The sequence below is a fragment of the Pedobacter cryoconitis genome (assembly GCF_003259615.1).
In the GTDB taxonomy this organism is placed as follows: domain Bacteria; phylum Bacteroidota; class Bacteroidia; order Sphingobacteriales; family Sphingobacteriaceae; genus Pedobacter; species Pedobacter cryoconitis.
This window is the reverse complement of sequence record NZ_QLLR01000001.1, coordinates 60,796-83,659: the sequence shown is the minus strand read 5'-3', so window position 1 is coordinate 83,659 and position 22,864 is coordinate 60,796. Positions and strand designations below refer to the sequence as shown.

Here is a 22,864-nt window from a genome sequence, read left to right as displayed (position 1 = left end):
CGAACAAGACTAACCGAATTACTATGGACTTATTACTCGTACTCTTTGGCATAATTATCCTGCTGATCCTGATCCTTAAGAAAGTAAGCCCTATGCTTGCACTGCTGATTGTAGCGGTCGCTACAGGACTGATGTTAGGTTTGCCTGTAGAAACGGTCATGAACTCTGTGAGCAAAGGTATTGGCAGTACAATGGGCGATATGGTCATGGTACTTGCTTTGGGGGCGATGGTTGGTAAACTGGCTGAGGATAGTGGTGCAGCAAAGAAAATCGTCTTTGTGCTGGTCCGGATCTTTGGTATTCAAAATATACAATGGGCTGTACTGCTGACAGGAATCCTGGTTGGTATCCCCTTATTTTATAATGCTGGTTTTGTGGTTTTGATTCCATTGGTGTTTACGATTGCTTCGGCCGCTAAACTCCCTAAACTATATGTAGGGATACCGATGGCTGCTGCGCTTTCTATAACGCATGGTTTTCTCCCGCCCCACCCAGGCCCGGTTGCTTTGGCGAGTATTTTTCATGCTGACATTGGCCGTATCTTAATTTATGGTTTGATCATCAGTATTCCTGTGGCTATCATCGCTGGTATCTTTTTTCCAAGAGCCATTATTAAATTACCTAAAGGAGATCGGGCACATCAAAAACTGGATTTACAAGGAGAAGAAAACTTACCATCTGCACTGAAAAGTTTTATCATTGCACTTTCCCCGATATTCTTTATTGTGGTGGGAACTGTTGGCGTTCTGCTCACCCAAAACCCTGCTATTCAGCATGTGCTTACTTTTATTGCAAATCCAACAGTTGCGTTAACAATGGCCGTTTTGATTACGATTACTATTCAGCGAATGCCGATGGAAAAAGCCATGGATTCTTGTGTAGAAGGCGTGAAGAGTATTGCGATGATTATCCTGATTATAGCTGCGGGCGGTGCTTTCAAGCAGATCCTGGTAGACAGCGGAATCGGTGAACAGGTGAAAACATTAACTGGTGACCTGAATGTTTCTCCGTTAATTCTGGGCTGGCTGATTGCTGCATTATTGCGGGTTACTTTAGGTTCAGCTACTGTGGCTGCGTTAACGGCTTCTGGCATGGTTATCCCTTTTATCACTGCGGGAGCCTCACCAGAATTAATGGTACTTGCGGTAGGGGCGGGAAGTTTAATGCTTTCTCATGTGAATGACACCGGTTTCTGGATGTTCAAAGAGTATTTTAACCTGAGTTTGAAAGAGACTTTTAAAACCTGGACAGTGATGGAAAGCCTGGTTTCTGTACTCGGACTGGCCGGGGTATTGCTGCTGAGCCAGTTTGTATAAATTAATTGCTGCCTGCAGCATTGATAAAAGCCTGTTTAGATGAAACTTAATCTAAACAGGCTTTTTTAATTAAAACCGGGTGTATACTGCCAGTTGAATGACATTGTTCACGGAATTGGTACTTACCCCTTTTACAGCCTGATTTAAATAACCTGCTTCCAGATCGAATTTCTTACTGAAACGGTAGCCCAGCGCTGCATAAGCCCGGTTCTGATCAAAGAAATGACCACTCAATTTATTCTTATGCTGAACATTGAAGAAAAGTTCATTTTGCAACGCTGCAAAGAGCCCTTCTTCAAACTGCTGTGCTTCTTTTTTTAGCGGAATAAGGAAACGGACAAAGTATCTTAAACGCTGCGCAAATACATCCTGATCACGTACTTTCTCTACAAACCGCTGTTCTAATCTGAACCTGTGGCTCACGTTCACTGTACTGATCTTGTGTTTGTGAATGTACTGCTGCCAGATGCGGTGCTCAACGAGTTTGTGTTCGCCAAGATCATCGACCTGATTGTGGGTTTCACTTAACAAGTAACCCAGTGTCACATCATTTTGAGGATTGATAAAATAAGTTATCCCCGGTCTGAACAGGAAGTTCTTTACGTTTTTCCAATCGTCTGCAGATCTGACCTGAACATCCAGGTGAGTTCCCCATTTTTCATTGATTTTAGTATTATTAAGCAAGAATAACCAGCCACTATTCTGAGAATTGGTCTGGGCAATGACAGTGGTGCCCAAAAAGCACAGGGCTGTCAGCAAGAAAATGTAAATACGGATCATCTGATTTTATTTGTGTGTCTCGCTAAAATAATAACAATATTGATAACACCTCATAAAAAAACGGGATTAAGCTTAATACTTAATCCCGTTCAGTTGAAATTTCTTTCTATTTCGTAGTCAGACCACGGTTTTTCTCCATAGGGCCGATTTTTGGATCATGTCCTCTGAATTCGCGGAACAGCTTTCCATAATCTTCTGTATTTCCTTTGGATAAGATCATATCGCGGAAACGCTGACCATTTACTCTGTTTAAACCTCCGTTTTCTTCAAACCATGAATAAGCATCGTCATCCAGCATTTCAGTCCATAAATAAGCGTAATAACCTGCACCATAACCTCCGCCCCAGATATGAGAGAAATAGCTGGTCCGGTAACGTGGTGGAACTTCAGTAAGATCCAGTTTCAATTGATGTAAAGAAGCCTTTTCAAATTCATCCGTGTTTTGCAGCGGTGCACTGGCCGGTATTTTGTGCCATGCCAGGTCTAAAGAAGCTGCAGCAAGGATTTCGGTCAGGTTATATCCCTGGTTAAAAGTGGCTGCTTTTTTAATTTTATCCACTAAAACCTGTGGCATTAATTCACCTGTTTTATAATGAACAGCATAGTTTTTAAAGACTTGTGGATTTAATGCCCAATGCTCATTGAATTGAGAAGGGAACTCTACAAAATCACGGGCTACATTAGTACCTGATATAGCTGGATATTGCTGATTGGCAAATAAACCATGTAAACCGTGTCCAAATTCGTGGAACATCGTCGTTACATCGCTGAAGCTGATTAAAGCAGGTTGTCCTTCAGCGGGTTTGGTGAAATTACATACATTATAAATTACTGGTTTAGTACCCAATAATTTAGACTGTCCAACAAAATTAGACATCCATGCACCTCCTGATTTATTATCACGTTTGAAATAATCACAATAGAACAGGCCGATTGTAGTTTTATCTTTGTCAAATACTTCAAATACTCTGACATCTTTCTGATAAACCGGAAGGTCATGACGTTCTGTGAAAGTGATGCCATACAATAAATTTGCAGCGTAGAAAACACCTTTCTCTAATACCTTGTTCAATTCAAAGTATGGTTTAACCTGGTTTTCATCCAGATCATATTTTTGCTTTCTGACTTTCTCCGCGTAATAATCCCAATCCCATGGCTGGATTTTAAAACCTCCTTTTTCCAGATCTGCCTGCGCTTGAATGTCTGCCGCCTCAGCTTTGGCTTTAGCAGTTGCAGCAGGAACTAACTGGGCAAAAAAGGCATCCACGGCTGCTGGCGTTTTAGCCATCTGGTCTTGTAATTTCCAGCTTGCATAATCAGGGAAACCCAGCAGTTTAGCTTTGTCAGCTCTGATTTTAGCAATACGTACAATCGTGCTGCGTGTATCATTGGCATCTTGTTTTTCTGTACGGTTCCAGGAAGCCTTAAATATCTTTTCGCGTGTTGCACGGTTGGTTAAAGATCTTAAAACAGGCTGTTGCGTTGTGTTTTGCAGGGAAATTAACCATTTGCCTTCCTGTTTGTTTGCTTTAGCATCTTGTGCTGCCGCATCAAGCTCTCCTGATGAAAGTCCCGCCAGTTCTGCTTTGTCTGAAAATAAAATCCCTCCTGCTTTATTGGCTGCCAGTAACAGGTTAGAGAATTTCGTACTTAAGGAAGCTTCTTCTTCGTTCAGCTTTTTAAGTTTGGTTTTATCAGCATCAGATAATTTCGCGCCTGCGAGTTCAAATTGCTGTTCGTAGAACTCAACCAGGCGTTTAGACTCCGGATCGAGTTTCAATTGTTCACGTTTATCGTAAATTGCCTGTACGCGTTTGAATAATTTGGAGTTCAGATAAATGGCATCCTGATGAGCTGCTTGTTTCGGCGCAATCTCTTCCTGTACTTTTTGTAGTTTAGGATTCGTATTTCCACTGGTTAAAGCACTGAATACATTGTTTGTCCTGGTTAACATCTGCCCGCTTTTTTCCATCGCCACCAAAGTGTTTTCAAAAGTTGGGGCATCCGGATTATCTGCAATTTTCTGCATTTCTTCTAACTGAATTTTCATTCCCTGTTCTAAGGCAGGCTGAAAATCGTCATCTTTAATCTGATCAAATGCTGGTGTCTGATAAGCAAGTTTACTTGCCTCGGTAAAAGGATTTGCAGAGGAACCTGTTTGCTCATCGCCGGATTTCTCCTTGTTATTTCCGCAGGATGCGGTTACTGCAATGATAGCCAAAAGTGGCATGATGAATATTTTATTCATTTTCTATGATAAATGGTTTAGCCGAATTTACATAAAATACTATAAGATGAGCGTTCAGAAACTGGTAATAATCTGGTTACTGCAGGCAGGCCGGCATTAATCTCAATATTTGCGCATCACCGATAACAGGTGTTCAATGTCAAAAGGTTTAGCCACATAGTCATCAAAACCGCAAATCGCATACTGTTTCTGAATGTTATGGTTACAACTCAGTGCCACAATTGGAATACAGGGAAAGTCTTTTTTGATAGCTGCACATAAACAGGTGCATTCTTCGCCCGAAAGCCTGAAGTCAAGTACAATAAGCTGAGGATCAAAGCTGTTTATTTTTGAAGCCACATCTTTACAGTGAGAAACAGGGAGTACTTCAAAACTGGCCTCCTCTAAAAGAAAGGTCAGTATCGTAAGCAGGTCAAGGTCCGTATCCTGTACAATCACTCTTTTCATCGCGACTCTTTTTTTATCAGAATCAAAAAATGAGCTGGAGAGCATTAGTTGATTTAACTAAAGATAATGTTTTTTATGATTAAAAGAACAGCCCAAACTAAATTGATACACCTATACAGAATAACAAGGGGTTTTAATTAATTCACCGGTCGGGACAGTTCATTCACCGTTAAAATATGATTAAAACACGATTGCCGGTAAATTATTCCTGTAAAAAATTTATAACTTCATCAGCTCAATAAACCAATGACTATTGATTGAGGTTTAAGGAATAATTTTTTAAAATGAAAGAACAAATCAGTACTGATCAAAAGAGCCCTCCGGGAATATTCAGCCTGTTAAAACCCTATAGAGCGATGGTCATCCTGCTCATTCTATTTGCTTTATTCAGCAATGGATTGAACTTGTGGCTTCCCCGGATGGTTGGTCATGGAATTGATGCCTATAATTCGGGAGACTTCTCTTATAAGAATATTATTATAGAATTTACTGCCGTTGCCCTGGTTATTTTTGTATTCAGTTATTTACAGGGAATTGTACAGACTTATGCTTCCGAACGTGTAGCGCGCGATCTGAGGACCAGGATCACCAGGAAGATCTCAGAGCAGAGTTTTGTCTTTATTGAGAAAACCAATCCTTCGAAATTACTGACTAACCTGACCTCAGATGTAGATTCAGTGAAGATGTTTATTTCTCAGGCTATTGTTTCTATCGTTTCCTCTATTTTTATTATTATCGGCGCTACCGTTCTGCTGCTGAGTATTAACTGGAGGCTCGGTTTAACTACAATTTGTATTATTCCAATTATTGGTGGTGCTTACTATATTGTATTGGGTAAAGTAAAAGTGCTGTTTAAAAAGAGCAGAGAAGTTATTGACTGGTTAAACAAAGTGATCAACGAAAGTATTCTTGGGGCTGCGCTGATCCGCGTTATCAATTCTCAGCAACTGGAATATGAGAAGTTTTTTAATGCGAGTACACAGGCAAAAAATATTGGTATTTCTATTCTCCGGTTATTTGCATGGTTAATTCCGATCATTGTTTTTACAGCAAATATGGCCGGATTAACGATTCTTGCTTTAGGTGGACATTATGTGATTAAAGGGAGCATGACCATCGGGGACTTTGCTGCTTTCAACAGTTATCTTGCCCTATTAATTTTTCCGATCCTGGTGATTGGTTTTATGAGTAACGTGATTGCACAGGCTACGGCATCTTTTGGAAGGATCGGCCAGGTGCTGAATGCAGAAGATCCTGCGGAAACCGGGAGTCTGACAACAGGCCTCACCGGAGCAATCAAGGTAGAAGCAATAAGTGTCACTTATGGGGAGAAATCTTCACTGAAGGACATTTCTTTCCAAGTGGAGCCGGGTGCTAAAATTGCAATTATCGGGCCTACTGCTGCGGGAAAATCTCAGTTGCTTTACCTGCTGACCGGACTTATTCATGCGAGTTCAGGAAAGGTATTATACGATGGTAAACCCATTGAAGAGTATCAATCCGAGGCTTTTCATGCCCAGGTAGGGTTCGTATTTCAGGATAGTATTATGTTTAACATGAGTATCCGTGAAAATATTGCTTTTAGTGATCTGGTTACTGATGAGTCGCTGGAGAAATCTATTGCGACTGCAGAGCTGAAAGACTTTATAGACGCGATGCCTGAAGGATTAAATACCAAGGTTTCAGAGCGCGGATTGAGCCTTTCAGGTGGTCAGAAACAGCGGATTATGCTGGCGCGTGCTTTGGCTTTAAACCCGAAAATATTATTACTGGACGATTTTACGGCAAGGGTTGACCCGCAAACCGAACAAAAAATACTGGCTAATATTACTGCAAATTATCCCGGGCTTACTTTAATTTCCGTTACCCAGAAAATTGCGGCGGTACAGCATTATGAAAAGATTATCCTGCTGATGCAGGGTGAGTTGCTGGCTGAAGGGACGCATGAAGAACTGATGCGAAAAAGCCCGGAATATATACAAATTCTTAACTCTCAACAAAGTACAAGCAATTATGAATTATAACCTGAACAGTTTGCCCGATGGGGAAGCGAAAAGTTCTACCTGGTCGGGTGTAAAGAGCTTGTTAAAGCTGGTAGAACAGGAAAGAAAAACATTGATCATTGCACTGTGTGCAGTGCTGCTGAACGCATTTTTGAATTTATTAGGCCCTTTTTTAATCGGGCACACGATTGATAAATATATCCTGACTAAACAGTATCATGGCGTACTGGTATTTTCAGGTATCCTGTTAGCGATGTATGTGACTGCTTTTGTAAGCAGTTATTTTCAGACGAAGTTAATGGGAGGATTGGGACAGCGTATTATTTTCGAGCTGCGGAATACGATTTTTAATAAGATTCAACAGCTTCCGCTTGCTTTTTTTAATGAAAATAAAGCGGGAGATCTGATTTCCAGGGTCAATAACGATACGGATAAGCTTAGCCAGTTCTTTTCACAGGCACTGATGCAGTTTATCAGTAATATAGTGATTATGATTGGCGCAGGGATTTTCCTGCTGATTATCAATATCGAACTGGGACTGGCCGCTTTAGTTCCTGCTGTTTTTATTCTGATTTTCACCAAATTAGTCTCTCCCTGGATCAAGAAGAAAAATGCGTTAAACCTGAAGAGCACCGGTGCAATGAGTGCCGAAATTCAGGAGAGCCTGAATAATTTTAAGGTAATCATTGCTTTTAACAGGCGTGATTATTTCAGAAAGCGGTTTGATCAGGCTAATCAAAAGAATTATAAAACTGCAATTGGTGCAGGTCTGGCCAATAATATCTTTTTACCCGTATTCGGGCTTTTTAGTTCGATTGCACAATTGACTGTATTATCTTTTGGTATTTACCTGATTACACAGGGGAATTTCACGATCGGTTTATTGGTGAGTTACCTGTCTTATGCGACCAACTTTTACAATCCGCTGCGTCAGCTTGCAGCTTTATGGACAAGTTTTCAGCTGGCCCTGGCAGGGTGGGATAGGATCAGCCAGATTTTATCGCTGAACAGTAACCTGGTGACTATTTCTTACGATGATACAGATAACCCGACTGATGCGGTCCTGGAATTCAGAAACGTACATTTTGGTTATCCTGGCGGTTATGAGATCCTGCACAATATCAGTTTTGCAATGCAGCGCGGTAAAACTTATGCGCTGGTAGGGCCAACAGGTGGTGGTAAAACTACTACTGCGTCATTGATGGCGCGTTTGTATGATCCGCTGGAAGGTACTATCTTGTTAAGTGGTAAAGATATTCGTACTTACAATGCAGAAGAACGTGCAGAGAAAATAGGTTTTATCCTGCAGGAACCTTTCTTGTTTACAGGAACAGTACGAGAGAATATTCTTTATAGTAACCCGCGTTATCATAAATTCAGCAATGAACAATTCCTGAATGTATTGAAGGAGGCAAAATTAGAAGGATTACTGGCTACCTTTGATGACGGACTGGATACGGCAATTTTATCTGGTGGAAATAGTCTGAGTATCGGACAAAAACAGCTGATTGCTTTTATGCGGGCAGTTTTACGCAGACCAGAGCTATTGATTCTGGATGAGGCTACAGCTAATATTGATACGATAACAGAACAGTTACTTGGGCAGATTTTAGCTAACTTGCCAAAAGAAACTACTTTAGTCGTGATTGCACACCGGTTAAATACGATTGAAAACGCAGATGAGATCTTCTTCATTAATTCGGGAGAAGTAACCAGGGCAGGCTCGTTTAAGGAAGCCGTAGACAGATTAATGCACGGGAAAAGATTGAGCTGATTTCCCTTTAAATTATTAGATATGGCAGTTACTAAATATAATCAGGAAGATATTTTACCTATAGTGATTCACATATTGAGTTTTTCTACGATGAAATTTGCGGAATACGGTTATCTTTCTATTGTAGAAAATGAAGTTAAAGCCTTAAAAGGGCTGGATGAAAGTGATGTTACACCAGTCATGTATTTTGAGCTTCTGGAGGCTTCGGATGATGAAATTTCTAAAGCTATCCGGGATTCTATAGCCTATATTGATGCTTCGGTAGATACTTTCTGTCTGTTACATGGGATAGATCTGGATGAACTTTATTCAGATGAGCGTATTCATGAACTGGCTTGTTCGCTTTATTATGATTTATGTAATTATGCAGAAGGGATTATCGAAGAGGGTATTGAAGTAGCGATTACAGAATTACCTTTTTTAACTGCCAATTCTTTTTTCTTTTTGTGCAAGCTGATTATTGAGCAAGAAATTGACCATGATTTTTTGATGGAAGATGGGTTGTATGGGAAAGGTTTTCAGGAACTGGAGTTTATGGATACTGCTAATCCTGATGTAGCTGTTTTGCACGAGCTGATTCAGGAAATAAAAAAAATGAACCTGGAAATCTCAGAGATTTATTCAAACAGGGCGAATTAAACAAAAGCTTTGTTTTTTATGTTCTATAAGGAGCATAAATAAAATTTCATGAATAAACTAGTTTTAATCCGGCATGGGCAGAGTGAATGGAACCTTGAAAACAGGTTTACGGGCTGGGAAGATGTCGATTTAAGTGAACAAGGCAGAGCTGAAGCTTTGCAGGCCGGCCAATTACTCGCCAAAGCAGGTTTTACCTTTGACATCGCTTATACCTCTGTACTGAAAAGGGCAATCAAAACCTTACATCTTGTATTGGAAGAAATGAATTCACTCTGGATTCCTGAAGTCAAAGCTTGGCAATTGAATGAACGGTATTATGGTGCGCTTCAGGGACTTAACAAAGCAGATACTATAGCGAAATATAGCGCGGAACAGGTCTTGACCTGGAGAAGGAGTTTTACAGTTCCTCCACCAGCATTAACTGCAGAAGATATCCGCTCACCCTTTCAGGATTTACGCTATGCAGGTATAGATCCATCACTTTTACCTTTAACTGAAAGCCTGGAAACGATGATGAAAAGGGTTATCCCTTATTATCAGAATGAGATCTCACCAGCCCTTAAAAGCGGAAAACATATTTTGATTGCTGCCCATGGTAACACGCTCCGCGGACTGGTCAAATATCTGGATCAGCTTTCTGATGAAGATATTGTCAATTATGAAGTGCCGACCGGTATTCCGCTGGTTTATGAAATGGATGATAGTTTTGTTCCTTTACGGAAGTATTTTCTTCACCCTGAGGTATCAGAAACCAGTTAAGATATAAAAGAAAAGGAGCTATTTAAGCTCCTTTTTGCAAGTTACAGGAGCATATGTAAATCTCCCCTGTGCAAAATCTATAGGAATGTCTTTCCTGAAATATATTCTGCCCAGTACCCCTTCCATTTTTCCAATACCCATGATAAGCTTATTGTCTTTTTTCAAAAAGGCAAGCGGATTTTTATAGCCGACAGCGTTTTTACCAATTTTAAAGGTATAAATAACGAATAGGGTATCGCCTTTAAATGCGCCCTCAAACTCTCCGTGATTATCATCTTTTTTATAATAATTGATCACCAGATTTCCGCTTACTTTTCCTTTGGTGAACGATTTAAGCTCCATCTTTGCTGTATCTCTGCCGTCTACAGCCATATAGCAGGTAGTAGCCTTTGGCTGCTCCGGGTTTTTGTCTATACCATTATCCTGACTGCAACTGTAGAGCACAGTGGAGGCCAGAGCTATGCAAACTAGTATTGGGTTTTTCATAAACGCTATTATTTAATATACAGGTAGGATGCGCTGATGCAGGTAATTCCATAAGGATAATATTAAAAAAGAAGCCGGCTCTTGATTTTTCAAGAGCCGGCTTCTTTTTTAAGCGTATTTATAAATTAGTTTACTCCACCTTTTCGTGTAGGTTTTACAACCGGAGGCCAGGTGCCTGGTTCGCCAGTTCTGGAATTAACGGGCAGTACAACCTTTTCTCTCGATGTTTTTACCGGATCTTCACTCGCCATATAAGCCAGGATTGCAGTCAGTGTAGCGTTATTGCGTACATCATCAAATACTATCTTATCATAAGTATCCCTGTTGGTATGCCATGTATAAGTTCCATAAGACCAGCTGTTAGAACTTAAAGAGAATGCAGGAGCACCCGCAGCAACGAAAGATGCAAAATCAGAACCGCCACCACCCGGAGCACCAGGGAAATTAGTGGTGATATGTTTTTTGATACTTTCCGGTACGTTTGTTAACCAGCGGCCCAGGTAATCGTAGGAGTTCAGGAAGCCTTGTCCTGCAAGGTTAACGACTCTTCCGGTACCATTATCCTGGTTAAATACGACCTGTATATTTTTAACGATTTCCGGATGATCTTCTACAAAAGCTCTCGAGCCGTTTAAACCTTGCTCTTCACTTCCCCAATGTCCAATTAAAATGGTTCTTTTAGGGTTAGGGTACATCTTTTTCAAAATCCTTGCGGCTTCCATCATCGTAATTGTTCCGGTACCGTTATCCGTTGCACCAGTTCCACCATCCCATGAATCGAAATGCGCAGATAAAATCACATATTCATCAGGTTTTTCTGTGCCTTTAATTTCAGCAATTGTATTGAAAGCCGGAACAAGACCTTGTTCTTTAGATTCTACATGAACACTGATTTTAGGTTTGTTTCCAGATTCAGTCAGCCTGTACAATTGTCCGTAATCTTCTAAAGAAATGTCTACAGTGGGAATAATTTTGGTATTGGCCCCGAATATCTTATTTGCGCCAAAGCCATTTGACCAGTTACTGGTTACTACACCAAGCGCACCTGCTTTTTCAAATGCGGCAGGTAAGGTTTTTAAAGTTAAGCCTGTTTTTTTTACATTGGCAAGCCATGCAGTAGTTTGTGCAGCTCTGCTGGCCTTCATTTTCTCAAAGGATTCAGGCGTAGCAAATTCTGCCCAGTTATAATCAGGTCTTCCGGTAGGCTGGTTCATAGAAAGCAAAACGAACTTTCCTTTCACTGTTGGCAGCCAGTTCTTAAAGGCAACTGAATCAGCAAGCATCGGAAGGATTACCGTTTCTGCAACTACAGATTTTCCTTTAGTACCCGGACTCCAGGCCAGCTGCATTCCTTCTAAAGATTTTACACGGGGATAAACCATGTCAATATGAGAGATTCCTCTTTCCCATCCGCGCCATTCGCCCCATTTCTCATTTTTTGCGGTAATTCCCCAGCCTGCATATTTCGTTACTGCCCAGTCATTGGCTTGTTTCATTTGCGGTGAACCCACTAAACGGGGGCCGACTACATCCATCAATTCATGTGCAAGATTCTCTAACTGTGAGTTTTCAGTAGCTTCTTTTACAATGTTGTCAATAACCTGGTTTTTGGTTTGTGCATAGCCGATATTTCCCGTGAGCAGCAGGGAAATAACAAAGGCTTTTGTGCTATGCTTTAAATAAGAGTGTTTTTGAATAGCTTTCATTAATTTAGGGTTGGTATAAAAAATAAATCTAAATTAAAGGTAGCCATAAAAGGTTTTATCCTTTGAATGGTAACAAGATTGTGTCCTGTATGAAGCTGATTATGGACCAGGGTTTTTATTGCTGCTCAGGTTTACTTATTGCTGATCAGGCTCAAATTCAAGAGAAACGGAGTTCATACAAAATCTCTGATGTGTTGGCGCAGGGCCGTCGTTGAAGATATGTCCTAAATGTGAATCGCAACGGCCACAGATAACTTCAACTCTGCGCATGCCATAGCTAATATCTTCTTTATAAATAACGCTGCTGGGTTTAATCGTCTCAAAGAAACTCGGCCATCCGCAGCTGCTGGCAAATTTGGCATCAGATTTAAACAAGACATTTCCGCAAACCGCACAGTAATAAGTACCGATTTCTTCACTATCCCAATACTTCCCGGCAAATGCACGTTCAGTACCCTGTTCTCTTGCTACATGGTATAGATCAGCAGGCAATATCTTTTTCCATTCCGTATTGGAAACTTCCAGTTTGGTGTCATTCGTTCTGGAATAATAAGGGTTGTTTGTCGGATTCGTGTTCATAGGATAAAGATAAGCAATACAATTAAAAAAAACAGACTGCAAAAACTACCCGGAGGTAATCTTTGCAGCTGTCTGAACAACCTAATTCCACCCACCACCTAATGCACGGTATAAATTAACCACTGCATGTAATTTCTGGCTCTGATCATTAATGCCTTTAAGCTCTGCAGTCAGCAGATTCTGTTCGGCAGTTAATACATCCGTATAATTTGTATTCTTACTATAATTCAGCAACTCTTTGTTAAAGGATACTGCTTTTGTCAGGGCCGTTAACTGTTTTTGCCTTTTGCCAGCTTTTTGTGTGGCAGCCTGATAAACCGATAACGCGTCAGAGACTTCCTGACTGGCTTTTAAAAGAGACAGTTCAAAGTTGTATAATGCTTGTTTTTGCTGCGATTGTGCAGTTGTCAGCTTTGCTTTATTGATGCCCCTGTTGAAAAGCGGCTGGGTAATACCACCCGCAATATTGGCAAATAAGCCGGCGCTGTTTATCCATTCTTTAAGCGTGAGACTAGAAAAACCTCCCGCTGCAGTGATGGTCAGTGCAGGATAGAAATTGGTTTTTGCAATATTAGTCCGCTCAAATGCCGCTCTGAAAGCATACTCCGCCTGTTGCACATCTGGCCTGTTAGCCAGTAACTGGGCAGGAATACCAGGCTTTAAATCATAATCCAGCTTTTGCTGATGCAAGGATGTCCTTTCGATTTTTCCGGGTGCTCTGGCCAGCAAAACGCTTAACGCATGTTCTGTCTCTTTGATCTTCTGTTCAATGTCAGGAATAGCCAGATCGGCTTCATAATAATTAGCCTCACTTTGTACCACTGCGACCCCGTTCAGGACAGAGCTTTCAAAAAGCAGCTGAATCGCTTCTGCATCAGCCTTTCTGTTCAGGGCTGTTTTTTGTGTCACCGCCAGCTGTTCATCCAGCGTCAGTAAATCATAATAGTAATTGGCAATATTGGCAATCAACTGTGTTTGTACCGCTCTTTTAGTAGCGTCAGAGGCTAGAAGGTCTGCTAAGGAAGCTTTTTTCGCACTGCTTAACTTACCCCAGACATCAATTTCCCACGCTGTGGTCATACCGAAATCGTACTGTGTAGAATTATCAAAGATACCAAAGCTTTGAGGGTAGGCCAGTTTAGACTGCTTCACTGAAAGATTGGTTTTCACTTCAGGCAAAAAGGCCGCTTTGCTCATTCTTAAGTTTGCTTTTGCCTCGTTGATGCGCTCAATAGCGATCTTCAAGTCAAAATTCGCTTGTAAACCTTGTAGAATCAAATGATGGAGTACGGTATCGGTGAACATGGCAGACCATTTCAGTCCGGCTATGTTTGTCGTATCCGAAAGACCTGCATCCCGATAATTTGGTGCATTGGAAATGGCAGGTTTTTGATAAGGTAGTGTGACCTTACAAGAACTCCATAAGCCTGAAACGATTACTAAAGGAATCAGGAAAGAGTGATATATTGGTTTCATCTTAATCTGTTTATATAATGTTAAATGATCTCTGGAAGAGGTGATGGGGCATGCTTAGGAGGATGAACCCCTGATATTTTCTCGTGTAAAGCCTGGAAAAGAATAAACAATACAGGGATTACAAATACGCCAAACACGGTGCCGATCAGCATTCCGCCAACAGCAGCAGTTCCGATTGATTTATTGCTCAGCGCGCCCGCACCTGTAGCCAGCATTAAGGGGATCAGTCCGAAAATGAAAGCAAAAGAGGTCATTAAAATAGGTCTTAGCCTTGCTTTTGCACCATAAATAGCGGATTGGGTAATGCTTCTGCCACTTAATCTGTGCATCAGGGCAAATTCAACGATCAGAATTGCATTCTTAGCCAGTAACCCGATCAGCATAATCAAACTGATCTGCAGGAAGATATTGTTATCTACTCCGAAAATTTTAGCAAAAATAAATGCACCTGCCAATCCTATTGGTAAAGATAATAACACAGCCAGCGGAAGGATATAACTTTTATACTGTGCACTGAGCAGGAAGTAGATAAAGATCAAACAAAGTGCAAAGATTAAAGTGGTCTGGCTGCCGCTGGAAAGCTCTTCCTTAGTCAGTCCGGAGAATTCATGAGAATAACCACGGCCTAAAGTCTGTGCAGCAACCTCGTTAATTGCCTTAATTGCGTCTCCGGAACTGAAACCTTTATTGGGCGTTCCGGTTACTGTAGTAGAAGTAAACAAGTTAAAGCGGTTGATAAACTCAGGGCCATAAGTCTTTTTAAGGGTTACGAATTCCGTGATCGGAGCCATTAATCCTTTGTCAGTTCTCACGAATACCTTATTAATATCTGCTTCTTTACCCCTGTAATCGGGATGAGACTGCATCATTACCCGGTATTGCTTACCGAACTTGTTGAAATCTGAAGCATACAATCCACCATAATAACCTTGAAGCGTGTTCAGAACAGTTTTCACATTCACACCGGCATCTTTACATTTAGCCACATTCACATTCACTTCCAATTCAGGGAAGCCAATATTAAACGGCGTTGCTGCATACATAATTTCCGGACGCTGATTCAGAGCAGTCATAAATTTCCCTATGTTTTCTGAGAAATTTGCATAACTGCCACCTGTTTTATCCTGAAGCTGAACTTCGAACCCGTTGTTGTTTCCAAAACCCTGTAAGGTCGGTGAAGCAAAGAAAATAACCGTAGCACCTTTAATATGGCCTGTTTTTGCAAACAGCTGGTTGACAATACTAGTTACATCCTGGTTTTTACCTTTTCGTTCTTTCCATGGTTTCAAGCGGATAAACAGGGCACCATAAGAGCCGCCAAATCCGTTGATTAAGTCCATTCCTGCCAATCTGGAAGAAAGTTCCACTTCAGGTATAGACCTCGCTATACTATCCACCATATTTGTGATCTCTTCTGTTCGTTGTAAAGTAGAAGCGGGAGGCAGGATTACGTCTCCGAAAATGGCTCCACTATCTTCATTGGGTACAAATCCGGTAGGGGTGGTCTTGATCAGGAAATAAAAAATCCCTGCAAACACCGCAATTCCGGCTATAGAAATCCATTTCCTACGGATTAAAAAGCGGACTCCTCCAATATATTTATTAGTTACTGCCTCAAATGCTGTATTAAAGCCAGCATAGAATTTAGGTAAGAACCCTTTTGGGCGGGTATGATCCTGCGGCCCGTGTGGTTTTAAAAATATAGCACATAAAGCAGGGCTCAGTGTCAAAGCATTTACTGCGGAGATTACAATCGCTACTGCAAGGGTTAATCCAAATTGTTTGTAAAATACTCCTGCAGAACCTGTAATGAAAGTCACAGGCAGGAAAACTGCCGACATGATCAGCGTGATGGATATAATTGCACCACTAATTTCACTCATGGCATGTATAGTAGCCTTCTTTGCTGATTTTGCCCCCTGATCCAGTTTCGCATGTACCGCTTCGACGACTACAATCGCATCATCGACCACAATTCCAATGGCCAGTACTAAAGCGAATAAGGTGAGCAGGTTGATGGTGAAACCGAAAAGCTTCAGGAAAAAGAACGTTCCGATAATCGCTACCGGTACTGCAATTGCAGGGATTAAAGTTGACCTTAAATCCTGGAGGAAAATAAAGACAACGATAAAAACCAGGATAAATGCTTCCACTAACGTAGAGATTACTTTTTCAATCGAAGCATCCAGGAAGTCATTGGCATTCAGGAAGGTATGGTAAGTTACACCGGGAGGGAAGTCTTTTGAAGCTTCTTTTAAGATGTCTTCGCAGGCAATAATCAACTCCCTGGCATTGGCACCAGAAGTTTGACTGATCGCGCCCCCAGAAGAAACTTTTCCCTGTGTAATCAAAGAAGTTGTATAATCTTGTGCACCAAATTCTACTTGTGCCACATCCTTAAGGCGTAATAAACCACCTTGTTTAGCGCTGCGAAGGATAATGTCTTCAAATTGTTTGACTTCCGCCAATCGTCCCGTATATTTCAAAGTGTACTGAACGGATTGATTGCTGTTTTCTCCCAGTTTACCGGGCGCAGCTTCAATATTCTGTTCCTTCAATGCAGCTACAATATCATCAGGAATCAAACCCTGATTAGCCATGGCATCTGGTTTTAACCAGATTCTCATCGAATATTCCTGCATGCCGTAAATCTGCGTACTTCCTACACCATTTACCCGTTTCATCTGAGGCATGATGTTTATCCTCAGGTAATTGTCAAGGAATTTCTGGTCATAGGCGGGATTGCTGCTGTAAAGTAAAAAACTATAAGCCTGACTGCTCAGCTCTTTACTGGTCGTAATCCCGGCTTTAATCACCTCTTCTGGCAACAGACTGGTCGCCTTGGTTACCCTGTTTTGTACGTTGATGGCCGCCTGATCAGGATCTGTACCTTGTTTAAAGAAGATCGTGATCGTGGCACTTCCGTTATTACTTGCAGTAGAGGTCATGTAAGTCATGTTCTCTACCCCGTTAATCTGCTCCTCTAATGGAACAATTACGCTTTTCATCACCACATTGGCATTGGCACCCTGATAAGCAGCGGTTACAGAAACTGTAGGCGGGGCAATATCAGGATATTGGGAAATCGGTAAGGAAACTAATCCTAATATTCCCAGGATGACTATAATGATCGATATGACCGTAGACAGTACCGGGTTTTCAATAAATTTCTTTAACATGTCTATGCTTATTTCGGGGTTGAAGGATTGGGTTTGATTTTCATACCGTCTTTTAAATTACCCAGGCCCTCGGTAACTATCTGGTCGCCTGCAGCCAGTCCTTTGGTTACTACATAGTTTTTATCGGTAACAGCTTCCATAATGTCAATTGCAGTATGGTGAACAATGTTCTTCTGGTCAACTTTAAAGACAAAGTACTTGCCCTGCAGCTCAAAAGTTGTGGACTTAGGCACCATAATCGCATCGTTCAGCTGAGTTGGGATTCTGATGGTTGCACTGGCACCACTCCATAATTTAGCTTCCGGATTTGGAAATACTGCTTTGAAATTTGCAGCCCCCGTTGAGGCATTCAATACGCCGCTCAGTGTTTCAATTTTACCTTTTGTATTGTACAATTCTCCATCCTGCATCAACAGAGATACCTGCGGCATATGCTTGAATTTTTCATTGATCTGCTGACCGTCGTACTGGTTTAAGAATGCGCCAAGCTGCTGCTGACTCAGAGAAAAGTAAGCGTAGATTTGTTTGGTATTGGCAATAGTAGTCAGAGCAGTTTCAGAAGTACTGCTCACTAAACTGCCTATTTTATAAGGTAAGCTTCCTACCACTCCATTAATCGGACTTACAATGTTGGTATAGGCAAGCTTGGACTTCGCTGCCGACAGATCTGCTTTTGCCTGGTTGAGTTCCGCCTTTTTCACCTGTTCCACATTTTTGGCAGAAGTGAGCTCAAAGGAATTGACAATTTTCTTTTCTACCAGTACTTTTGTTCTTTCTGTTTGAATGCTGGCAGTTTCCAGGTTCGCTACAGCAGCAAGAACGGCTGCATTTTTATTATTCATTTCCTGCTGGAAGCTGTTGGCATCTATTTTAAATAAAGGTTGTCCTTTACTTACAATTGTACCTTCTGCAACATAAACCTGTTCGATATAACCATCTACTTTGGAACGGATTTCTACAGTTTGTTCTCCTTGTAAAGTGGTTGGATATTCTGCAAAAAGATCAGCCTTTTGCGCTTTAATCGATAACACAGGGAATTCTTGTATGTGCTCCCGCTGCTGCGGATTTTTAGAATTTCCGCAGGAAGATAAAATCAGGCAAGCTGAAAGGCAGGAGTAAATTAGTGTTGTTTTCATTATGGGGGTTTCTATAAGTTTTTTTTCTTTTTATAAATCATGACTGGAGAGCCGGCTTCTCCCCACATCAGGCTTTGTACCTGATCCATCAGGTAGCCTGTTGCGCATACATAAACTTCGGGGGGGACTATGGTATTCGCTTTGAGCACCACTTTTTGACCATGGAATACGCTATAGTCTATTTTTTTTACCCTTTCCATCCAGATCAGCTCTGTATGGTCTTGTTGATTAGCAAAGTAAACCTGTGCTTTAAAGGGTTTGAGCAGTGAGGTAATATATACATAAGCCCAATACGGGACAATTGCATCATTTGAACAGTAAAGGATCACTTCTTTCCCGGCAAACTGACCCCAGTTGATCTGGATCATATCTACTCTGAATACCTTTTCCTTTAACAGGTATCCCTGGAATAAATAAGGAACAAGGTCAAAGGCTATGTATTCTTGTTTGAGGGGTTTGTAATTAATCAGATCAAGAGTGTGAATGCCACTCAGCTCTACTTTATTAATAATTTCTTCCATTTCTATTGTTGTTGTGGTGTTGGCAGATTCATTTTATTTTGGGCATAAGAGTTCCTGCACGCTTAAAATTGCTTTTAAGGGTGAAAGAATAAACAGGCCGATGAAGGCCTTTTATTGCTTAATTGAGGTTTTTAAGAAAAATCAATTGCAGAACAGCAAATGATCAGGAAGCCTTTCGCATCAGCACATTCCAATACGGAACAAGAAATACTGGCTGTTTTTTCAAGGAAGGCGTGGCTATAATTGTGCGTAATTTTAAAGACATAACTATGATTTAAAATATGAATAAGTTCAGCAAAGTTAGTACTTTTGTGAATAAAACAACCAAACACTTGTTTTATTAATTTATGATGACAAACAGATTCCTGATGCTGCTTAAAACCCGTGGTGCTTTAACTGCTTCCGCAATTGCGCAAGAACTTGGCATGACAAAAGAAGGCGCAAGGTTACAATTATTAAAGTATACGGACGAAGGGTTAATTCAGGCTGAAAATGAATCCAGCGGAGTGGGCAGGCCTAAGCAATTTTTTAGTTTAACAGCCGCAGGGCATGCTAAATTTCCGGACACCCATGCTGAACTTACGGTAAAGCTGATTCATATGATTAAAAATACTTTAGGCGATAATGCCTTACAAAGTGTAATGGATGCAGCCGAACAAACTGGCCGGGATAAATATATGCAGGAATTAAATCCTATTGATGACCTGGAAGGACGAGTTGCTAAACTTACAGAGATCAGGAGCAGAGAAGGCTATATGGCTGAATATAGTAAAGACGAGCAAGGCTATTTATTCGTCGAAAATCATTGCCCTATTTGTGCTGCCGCGACTTCCTGCCAGGGATTTTGTGCTGGAGAATTGAATGTATTCAGGTTCGTTCTGGGAGAACAGGTAAATATTAACCGGTTAGATCATATCGTTTCCGGAGATCGGAGATGTTCTTACCGGATTGCGCTTAAATAACCTGAGCTTGCTCAGGCATCTACTGCATCATAAACAATAACCTTCTCCCATAAGTGGCTGCAATTTTTAATGAATTCCAGGTGTATCGGATGCGTCTGGTAAACCGCTTGTGCGGCCAGGTCTTTAAAGAAAATCAGCTCGGATACTGCCCAGCTGTTATCTACCACCTCACGTTTTTCTGTACTGGCTACAATACCTACTTTGAGTTTATTGACTGTTTCTATAGCTGAAAGTGTTTTTACACCGGCAACCAGCTGATCACGATCTGCTGTTGAAGCAGGGTTTTTCAACCAGAAGAAAACATGATGTACCACCGGTAATTCTTCTTTGTTTTTCATTTCGTTATTTGCAGTTAGCACAGGCATTGCTGTTGCTGCTGCTGTTCCTGCAACAAGAACAGCAGCTGTCCCGATAAATTTTCTTCTGTTTGGTTTGTTCATTGTTTATTATTTAAGTTTACCTCTACTAAGATAGGAAAATGGTCTGAGGGATACTTGCCTTGATAAGAATCAGTTAAAACACCCCATCTGTCTGCTTTAAAGTCTTTGGTTACCAGTACATGGTCTATAATTTCAAAGCCATCCAGGTGTTTGCCGAATTCATTGAAAGAAGGATTGTTGACATAAGGATATTTAACCTGGCTATAAGTGTCTTTCAGGTAGCCGGATTTGGCTAACGTTAAATACCATTCACTGTCTTGTCCGCCATTTAAATCACCTGTAAATACAGCAGGTACATTTCCTGCGATTTCTTTCATTTTACGAATGATCAATTTACTGCTTTCTACTCTTGCAATTTTTCCTTCGTGGTCAAAATGTGCGTTAAAATAATAGAATTTACTGCCAGTTTTTATATCCTGTAATTCAACCCAGGAGCAAATCCGGTTACAACAAGTGGCATCCCAGCCTAAACCCGGCTGATCAGGGGTTTCTGACAACCAGAAGTCTCCCTTTTTCAGAAGCTTAAATTTATCTTTTCTGTAAAAGACCGAAGAATGTTCGCCACCATCTTTTCCATCATCACGTCCGCGTCCGTAATGTGCATATTCCGGCAAAGCGTTGTTGATGTCGTCCAGTTGGTTTTTAAACCCTTCCTGAATCCCGAAAACATCGAATTGGTGGAAACGAAGAAGGTTTGCGACAATCGGGGCTCTTTGTGCCCATAAATTGCCGATGTCACCTTTATTGTCATTCCGCAGGTTATAAGTTCCGATAATTAGTTTTTGTGCAAAAAGCTGTGTGCTTAAAAATAAAAGGAAAAGGGCTGTAATACTGGTTTTTCTGATCATAATCTATAATAAGTGTGACTAATATAATGATAGTTTTACTAACTAAGAATTGTATAGGAGTTTCGCAGTATTATATGTTTTTATCTTAATATAAACTTTATACGCAGCGGCTAATTTTACCGCATACCGATATAAAACGTTTTTATGAAGACATGCTCTCTGTTGATCAAAACGCTGCTGTTATACTTGTTTTTTTTCTCCATTACTGGTTGCCGCAAAACCGAAGACCGGCCAGACTATCCTGCCGGCAGTCAGGAAAACATCAATTCCTGGGTGCTGGATAGTATGAAAGTATACTATTACTGGAATAATAGTTTACCAGGGAAACCTGACCTGAATACTGATCCTTCGGCTTTTTTTAAGGGTCTTCGAAATGGTGCTGACCGTTTCTCTGCGCTCGTAAATCCGGATCTTCCGGAAAGCTACCCGCCGTCCTTAGCCCATACTTTGGGGTTTGACTGGATTACATTGCAAACTGGTAACGGGCAGGTGCAAACGGTAATCAGCCTGGTTGTTCCCGGTTCCAGAGGTGCAGAGAAAGGTCTGGTTCGCGGAGATATTATTAAAAAGATTAATGGAGCAGTACCATCCGCAGCTAATATTGCTGCGCTGACCAGCACCAGCATTTTACAGCAAAGCGCCGAACTCGAACTGGCCGGTAAAGACGGAACAATCAAAGTCTCCCGGTTAATCAATTCGGAAGATCCGGTATATACTTACCAGGTTTTTGAGTCTGGTGGTCAAACTTATGGCTACCTCTTTTTGAACTCTTTTGAAGAAAGTGCTTTAACTCAATTAAAAAAAGCCTTTACTTATTTCAAACAAGAACAGGTTCAGGAATTAATTGTTGACCTGCGTTATAACCCCGGGGGCAGTGTACCTGTTGCGGCGACTTTAGCAACCCTGATCTCTTCCAATGCTACCGAAGGGGCTACTTTTGTAGAATATAGAGGTAATTCAAATGCAGGTTCAAGGAAAAGTAGTTTTGGAGCAGAAATGACCAAGTTTCAAACTATCCAGAAAGTCAGTTTCTCCGGGCTTTCTGCTTACCGTTTGAATCTCGGCAGAGTTTATATATTGACAGGCAGTCATACTGCATCCGCGGCCGAACTGCTCATCAATTCGTTAAGACCTTATCTGACTGTGATTCAATCCGGTCAGCAAACACTGGGGAAGGATATGGCCAGTTTTGTAATTAAAGACTATAGAAATCCGCAGCTGGTTCCGAAATGGGAAATCTATCCCATGATTTTTAAATTATACAATGCTTCGGGAAAAGGGGATTACAGTAGCGGGTTAATACCAGATCAAACCGCTGATGAATTGTCCGTACTTCCTTTAAAACCTTTTGGTGATATTTCAGATCCGCTGATCCAAAGTTGTCTCCAGAAAAGCTTTGTCGCTGCAGGTCGGTTTAAAACTGAGGCTGTCAGTGAAAAACCTAAAGTTCTTTTTGATTCCAGGATTCCGGTTGACTTGAAATCAAACCTGACGATTACCAGGCTAAACTAATAGTTATTTCATTTAAGTTAACATTTAATTAATCTGTAGTTTATATACTACAT

19 protein-coding genes are annotated in these 22,864 nt (G+C 41.1%); 7 read left to right on the top strand and 12 right to left on the bottom strand.

Annotated elements, in window-relative coordinates:
- The first annotated feature begins 23 nt into the window (after nucleotides 1-23).
- Nucleotides 24-1,316 (top strand): gluconate:H+ symporter, encoded by a 1,293-nt coding sequence (locus LY11_RS00350; protein WP_111631756.1) that lies wholly within the window; start codon nucleotides 24-26, stop codon nucleotides 1,314-1,316.
- Between the two features lie 69 nt (nucleotides 1,317-1,385).
- On the opposite strand, the gene LY11_RS00345 is transcribed toward LY11_RS00350, so the two are convergent.
- The 3 genes from LY11_RS00345 to LY11_RS00335 all read right to left on the bottom strand — a co-directional run bounded on the left by LY11_RS00345 (nucleotide 1,386) and on the right by LY11_RS00335 (nucleotide 4,791).
- Nucleotides 1,386-2,096, bottom strand: a complete 711-nt coding sequence (locus tag LY11_RS00345; RefSeq protein WP_111631755.1) for a DUF2490 domain-containing protein — start codon at nucleotides 2,094-2,096, stop codon at nucleotides 1,386-1,388.
- A gap of 106 nt (nucleotides 2,097-2,202) precedes the next feature.
- Complete coding sequence (dcp, locus tag LY11_RS00340) at nucleotides 2,203-4,344, bottom strand: peptidyl-dipeptidase Dcp (protein WP_111631754.1); 2,142 nt, start codon at nucleotides 4,342-4,344, stop codon at nucleotides 2,203-2,205.
- Between the two features lie 102 nt (nucleotides 4,345-4,446).
- The gene (locus tag LY11_RS00335; RefSeq protein WP_170132591.1) at nucleotides 4,447-4,791 is read right to left on the bottom strand and encodes a response regulator; all 345 of its coding nucleotides are present in this window, start codon (nucleotides 4,789-4,791) and stop codon (nucleotides 4,447-4,449) included.
- Nucleotides 4,792-5,075: 284 nt separating this feature from the next.
- On the opposite strand from LY11_RS00335, the gene LY11_RS00330 reads away from it, so the two are divergent.
- Genes LY11_RS00330 through gpmA form a run of 4 tightly spaced genes read left to right on the top strand, consistent with a single transcriptional unit; the run spans nucleotide 5,076 to nucleotide 9,966 of the window.
- Nucleotides 5,076-6,815: an ABC transporter ATP-binding protein gene (locus LY11_RS00330; RefSeq protein WP_111631752.1), complete on the top strand. Its 1,740-nt coding sequence runs from the start codon at nucleotides 5,076-5,078 to the stop codon at nucleotides 6,813-6,815.
- Entirely contained in the window at nucleotides 6,805-8,568 is a 1,764-nt protein-coding gene (locus LY11_RS00325) for an ABC transporter ATP-binding protein (RefSeq protein WP_111631751.1), read from the top strand. The genes LY11_RS00330 and LY11_RS00325 overlap by 11 nt, the downstream gene beginning before the upstream one ends.
- 21 nt (nucleotides 8,569-8,589) lie before the next feature.
- The gene (locus LY11_RS00320) at nucleotides 8,590-9,207 is read left to right on the top strand and encodes a hypothetical protein (protein ID WP_111631750.1); all 618 of its coding nucleotides are present in this window, start codon (nucleotides 8,590-8,592) and stop codon (nucleotides 9,205-9,207) included.
- A gap of 48 nt (nucleotides 9,208-9,255) precedes the next feature.
- Nucleotides 9,256-9,966: a 2,3-diphosphoglycerate-dependent phosphoglycerate mutase gene (gene gpmA / locus LY11_RS00315; RefSeq protein ID WP_111631749.1), complete on the top strand. Its 711-nt coding sequence runs from the start codon at nucleotides 9,256-9,258 to the stop codon at nucleotides 9,964-9,966.
- Nucleotides 9,967-9,984: 18 nt separating this feature from the next.
- Here gpmA and LY11_RS00310 read toward each other — a convergent pair whose 3' ends face one another.
- The 7 genes from LY11_RS00310 to LY11_RS00280 form a co-directional block, all read right to left on the bottom strand.
- The gene (locus LY11_RS00310) at nucleotides 9,985-10,452 is read right to left on the bottom strand and encodes a hypothetical protein (protein ID WP_111631748.1); all 468 of its coding nucleotides are present in this window, start codon (nucleotides 10,450-10,452) and stop codon (nucleotides 9,985-9,987) included.
- A gap of 125 nt (nucleotides 10,453-10,577) precedes the next feature.
- Nucleotides 10,578-12,158, bottom strand: coding sequence for a M20/M25/M40 family metallo-hydrolase (locus LY11_RS00305; protein ID WP_111631747.1), 1,581 nt, complete (start codon nucleotides 12,156-12,158; stop codon nucleotides 10,578-10,580).
- A 135-nt stretch (nucleotides 12,159-12,293) separates the two neighbouring features.
- Nucleotides 12,294-12,737 carry a peptide-methionine (R)-S-oxide reductase MsrB gene (msrB, locus tag LY11_RS00300; RefSeq protein ID WP_111631746.1) on the bottom strand — a complete coding sequence of 148 codons (444 nt, stop codon included), beginning with the start codon at nucleotides 12,735-12,737 and terminating at the stop codon, nucleotides 12,294-12,296.
- Nucleotides 12,738-12,818: 81 nt separating this feature from the next.
- Nucleotides 12,819-14,213: a TolC family protein gene (locus LY11_RS00295; RefSeq protein WP_111631745.1), complete on the bottom strand. Its 1,395-nt coding sequence runs from the start codon at nucleotides 14,211-14,213 to the stop codon at nucleotides 12,819-12,821.
- 20 nt (nucleotides 14,214-14,233) lie between these two features.
- Nucleotides 14,234-17,392: an efflux RND transporter permease subunit gene (locus tag LY11_RS00290; RefSeq protein WP_111631744.1), complete on the bottom strand. Its 3,159-nt coding sequence runs from the start codon at nucleotides 17,390-17,392 to the stop codon at nucleotides 14,234-14,236.
- A gap of 8 nt (nucleotides 17,393-17,400) precedes the next feature.
- Entirely contained in the window at nucleotides 17,401-18,528 is a 1,128-nt protein-coding gene (locus LY11_RS00285) for an efflux RND transporter periplasmic adaptor subunit (protein ID WP_111631743.1), read from the bottom strand.
- Nucleotides 18,529-18,539: 11 nt separating this feature from the next.
- Nucleotides 18,540-19,049 carry a DUF2480 family protein gene (locus LY11_RS00280; protein ID WP_111631742.1) on the bottom strand — a complete coding sequence of 170 codons (510 nt, stop codon included), beginning with the start codon at nucleotides 19,047-19,049 and terminating at the stop codon, nucleotides 18,540-18,542.
- Between the two features lie 347 nt (nucleotides 19,050-19,396).
- Here LY11_RS00280 and LY11_RS00270 point away from each other — a divergent pair, with 347 nt between their 5' ends.
- The gene (locus tag LY11_RS00270; protein WP_111631740.1) at nucleotides 19,397-20,011 is read left to right on the top strand and encodes a helix-turn-helix transcriptional regulator; all 615 of its coding nucleotides are present in this window, start codon (nucleotides 19,397-19,399) and stop codon (nucleotides 20,009-20,011) included.
- A gap of 11 nt (nucleotides 20,012-20,022) precedes the next feature.
- On the opposite strand, the gene LY11_RS00265 is transcribed toward LY11_RS00270, so the two are convergent.
- Together LY11_RS00265 and LY11_RS00260 are read right to left on the bottom strand one after the other, a co-directional pair.
- Complete coding sequence (locus tag LY11_RS00265; protein WP_111631739.1) at nucleotides 20,023-20,451, bottom strand: Dabb family protein; 429 nt, start codon at nucleotides 20,449-20,451, stop codon at nucleotides 20,023-20,025.
- A complete protein-coding gene (locus LY11_RS00260) occupies nucleotides 20,448-21,299 on the bottom strand; it encodes an endonuclease/exonuclease/phosphatase family protein (RefSeq protein ID WP_211321458.1) in 852 nt (283 codons plus the stop codon). The genes LY11_RS00265 and LY11_RS00260 overlap by 4 nt, the downstream gene beginning before the upstream one ends.
- Before the next feature lie 144 nt (nucleotides 21,300-21,443).
- Here LY11_RS00260 and LY11_RS00255 point away from each other — a divergent pair, with 144 nt between their 5' ends.
- Complete coding sequence (locus tag LY11_RS00255) at nucleotides 21,444-22,811, top strand: S41 family peptidase (RefSeq protein WP_111631738.1); 1,368 nt, start codon at nucleotides 21,444-21,446, stop codon at nucleotides 22,809-22,811.
- The last annotated feature ends 53 nt before the right edge of the window (nucleotides 22,812-22,864 follow it).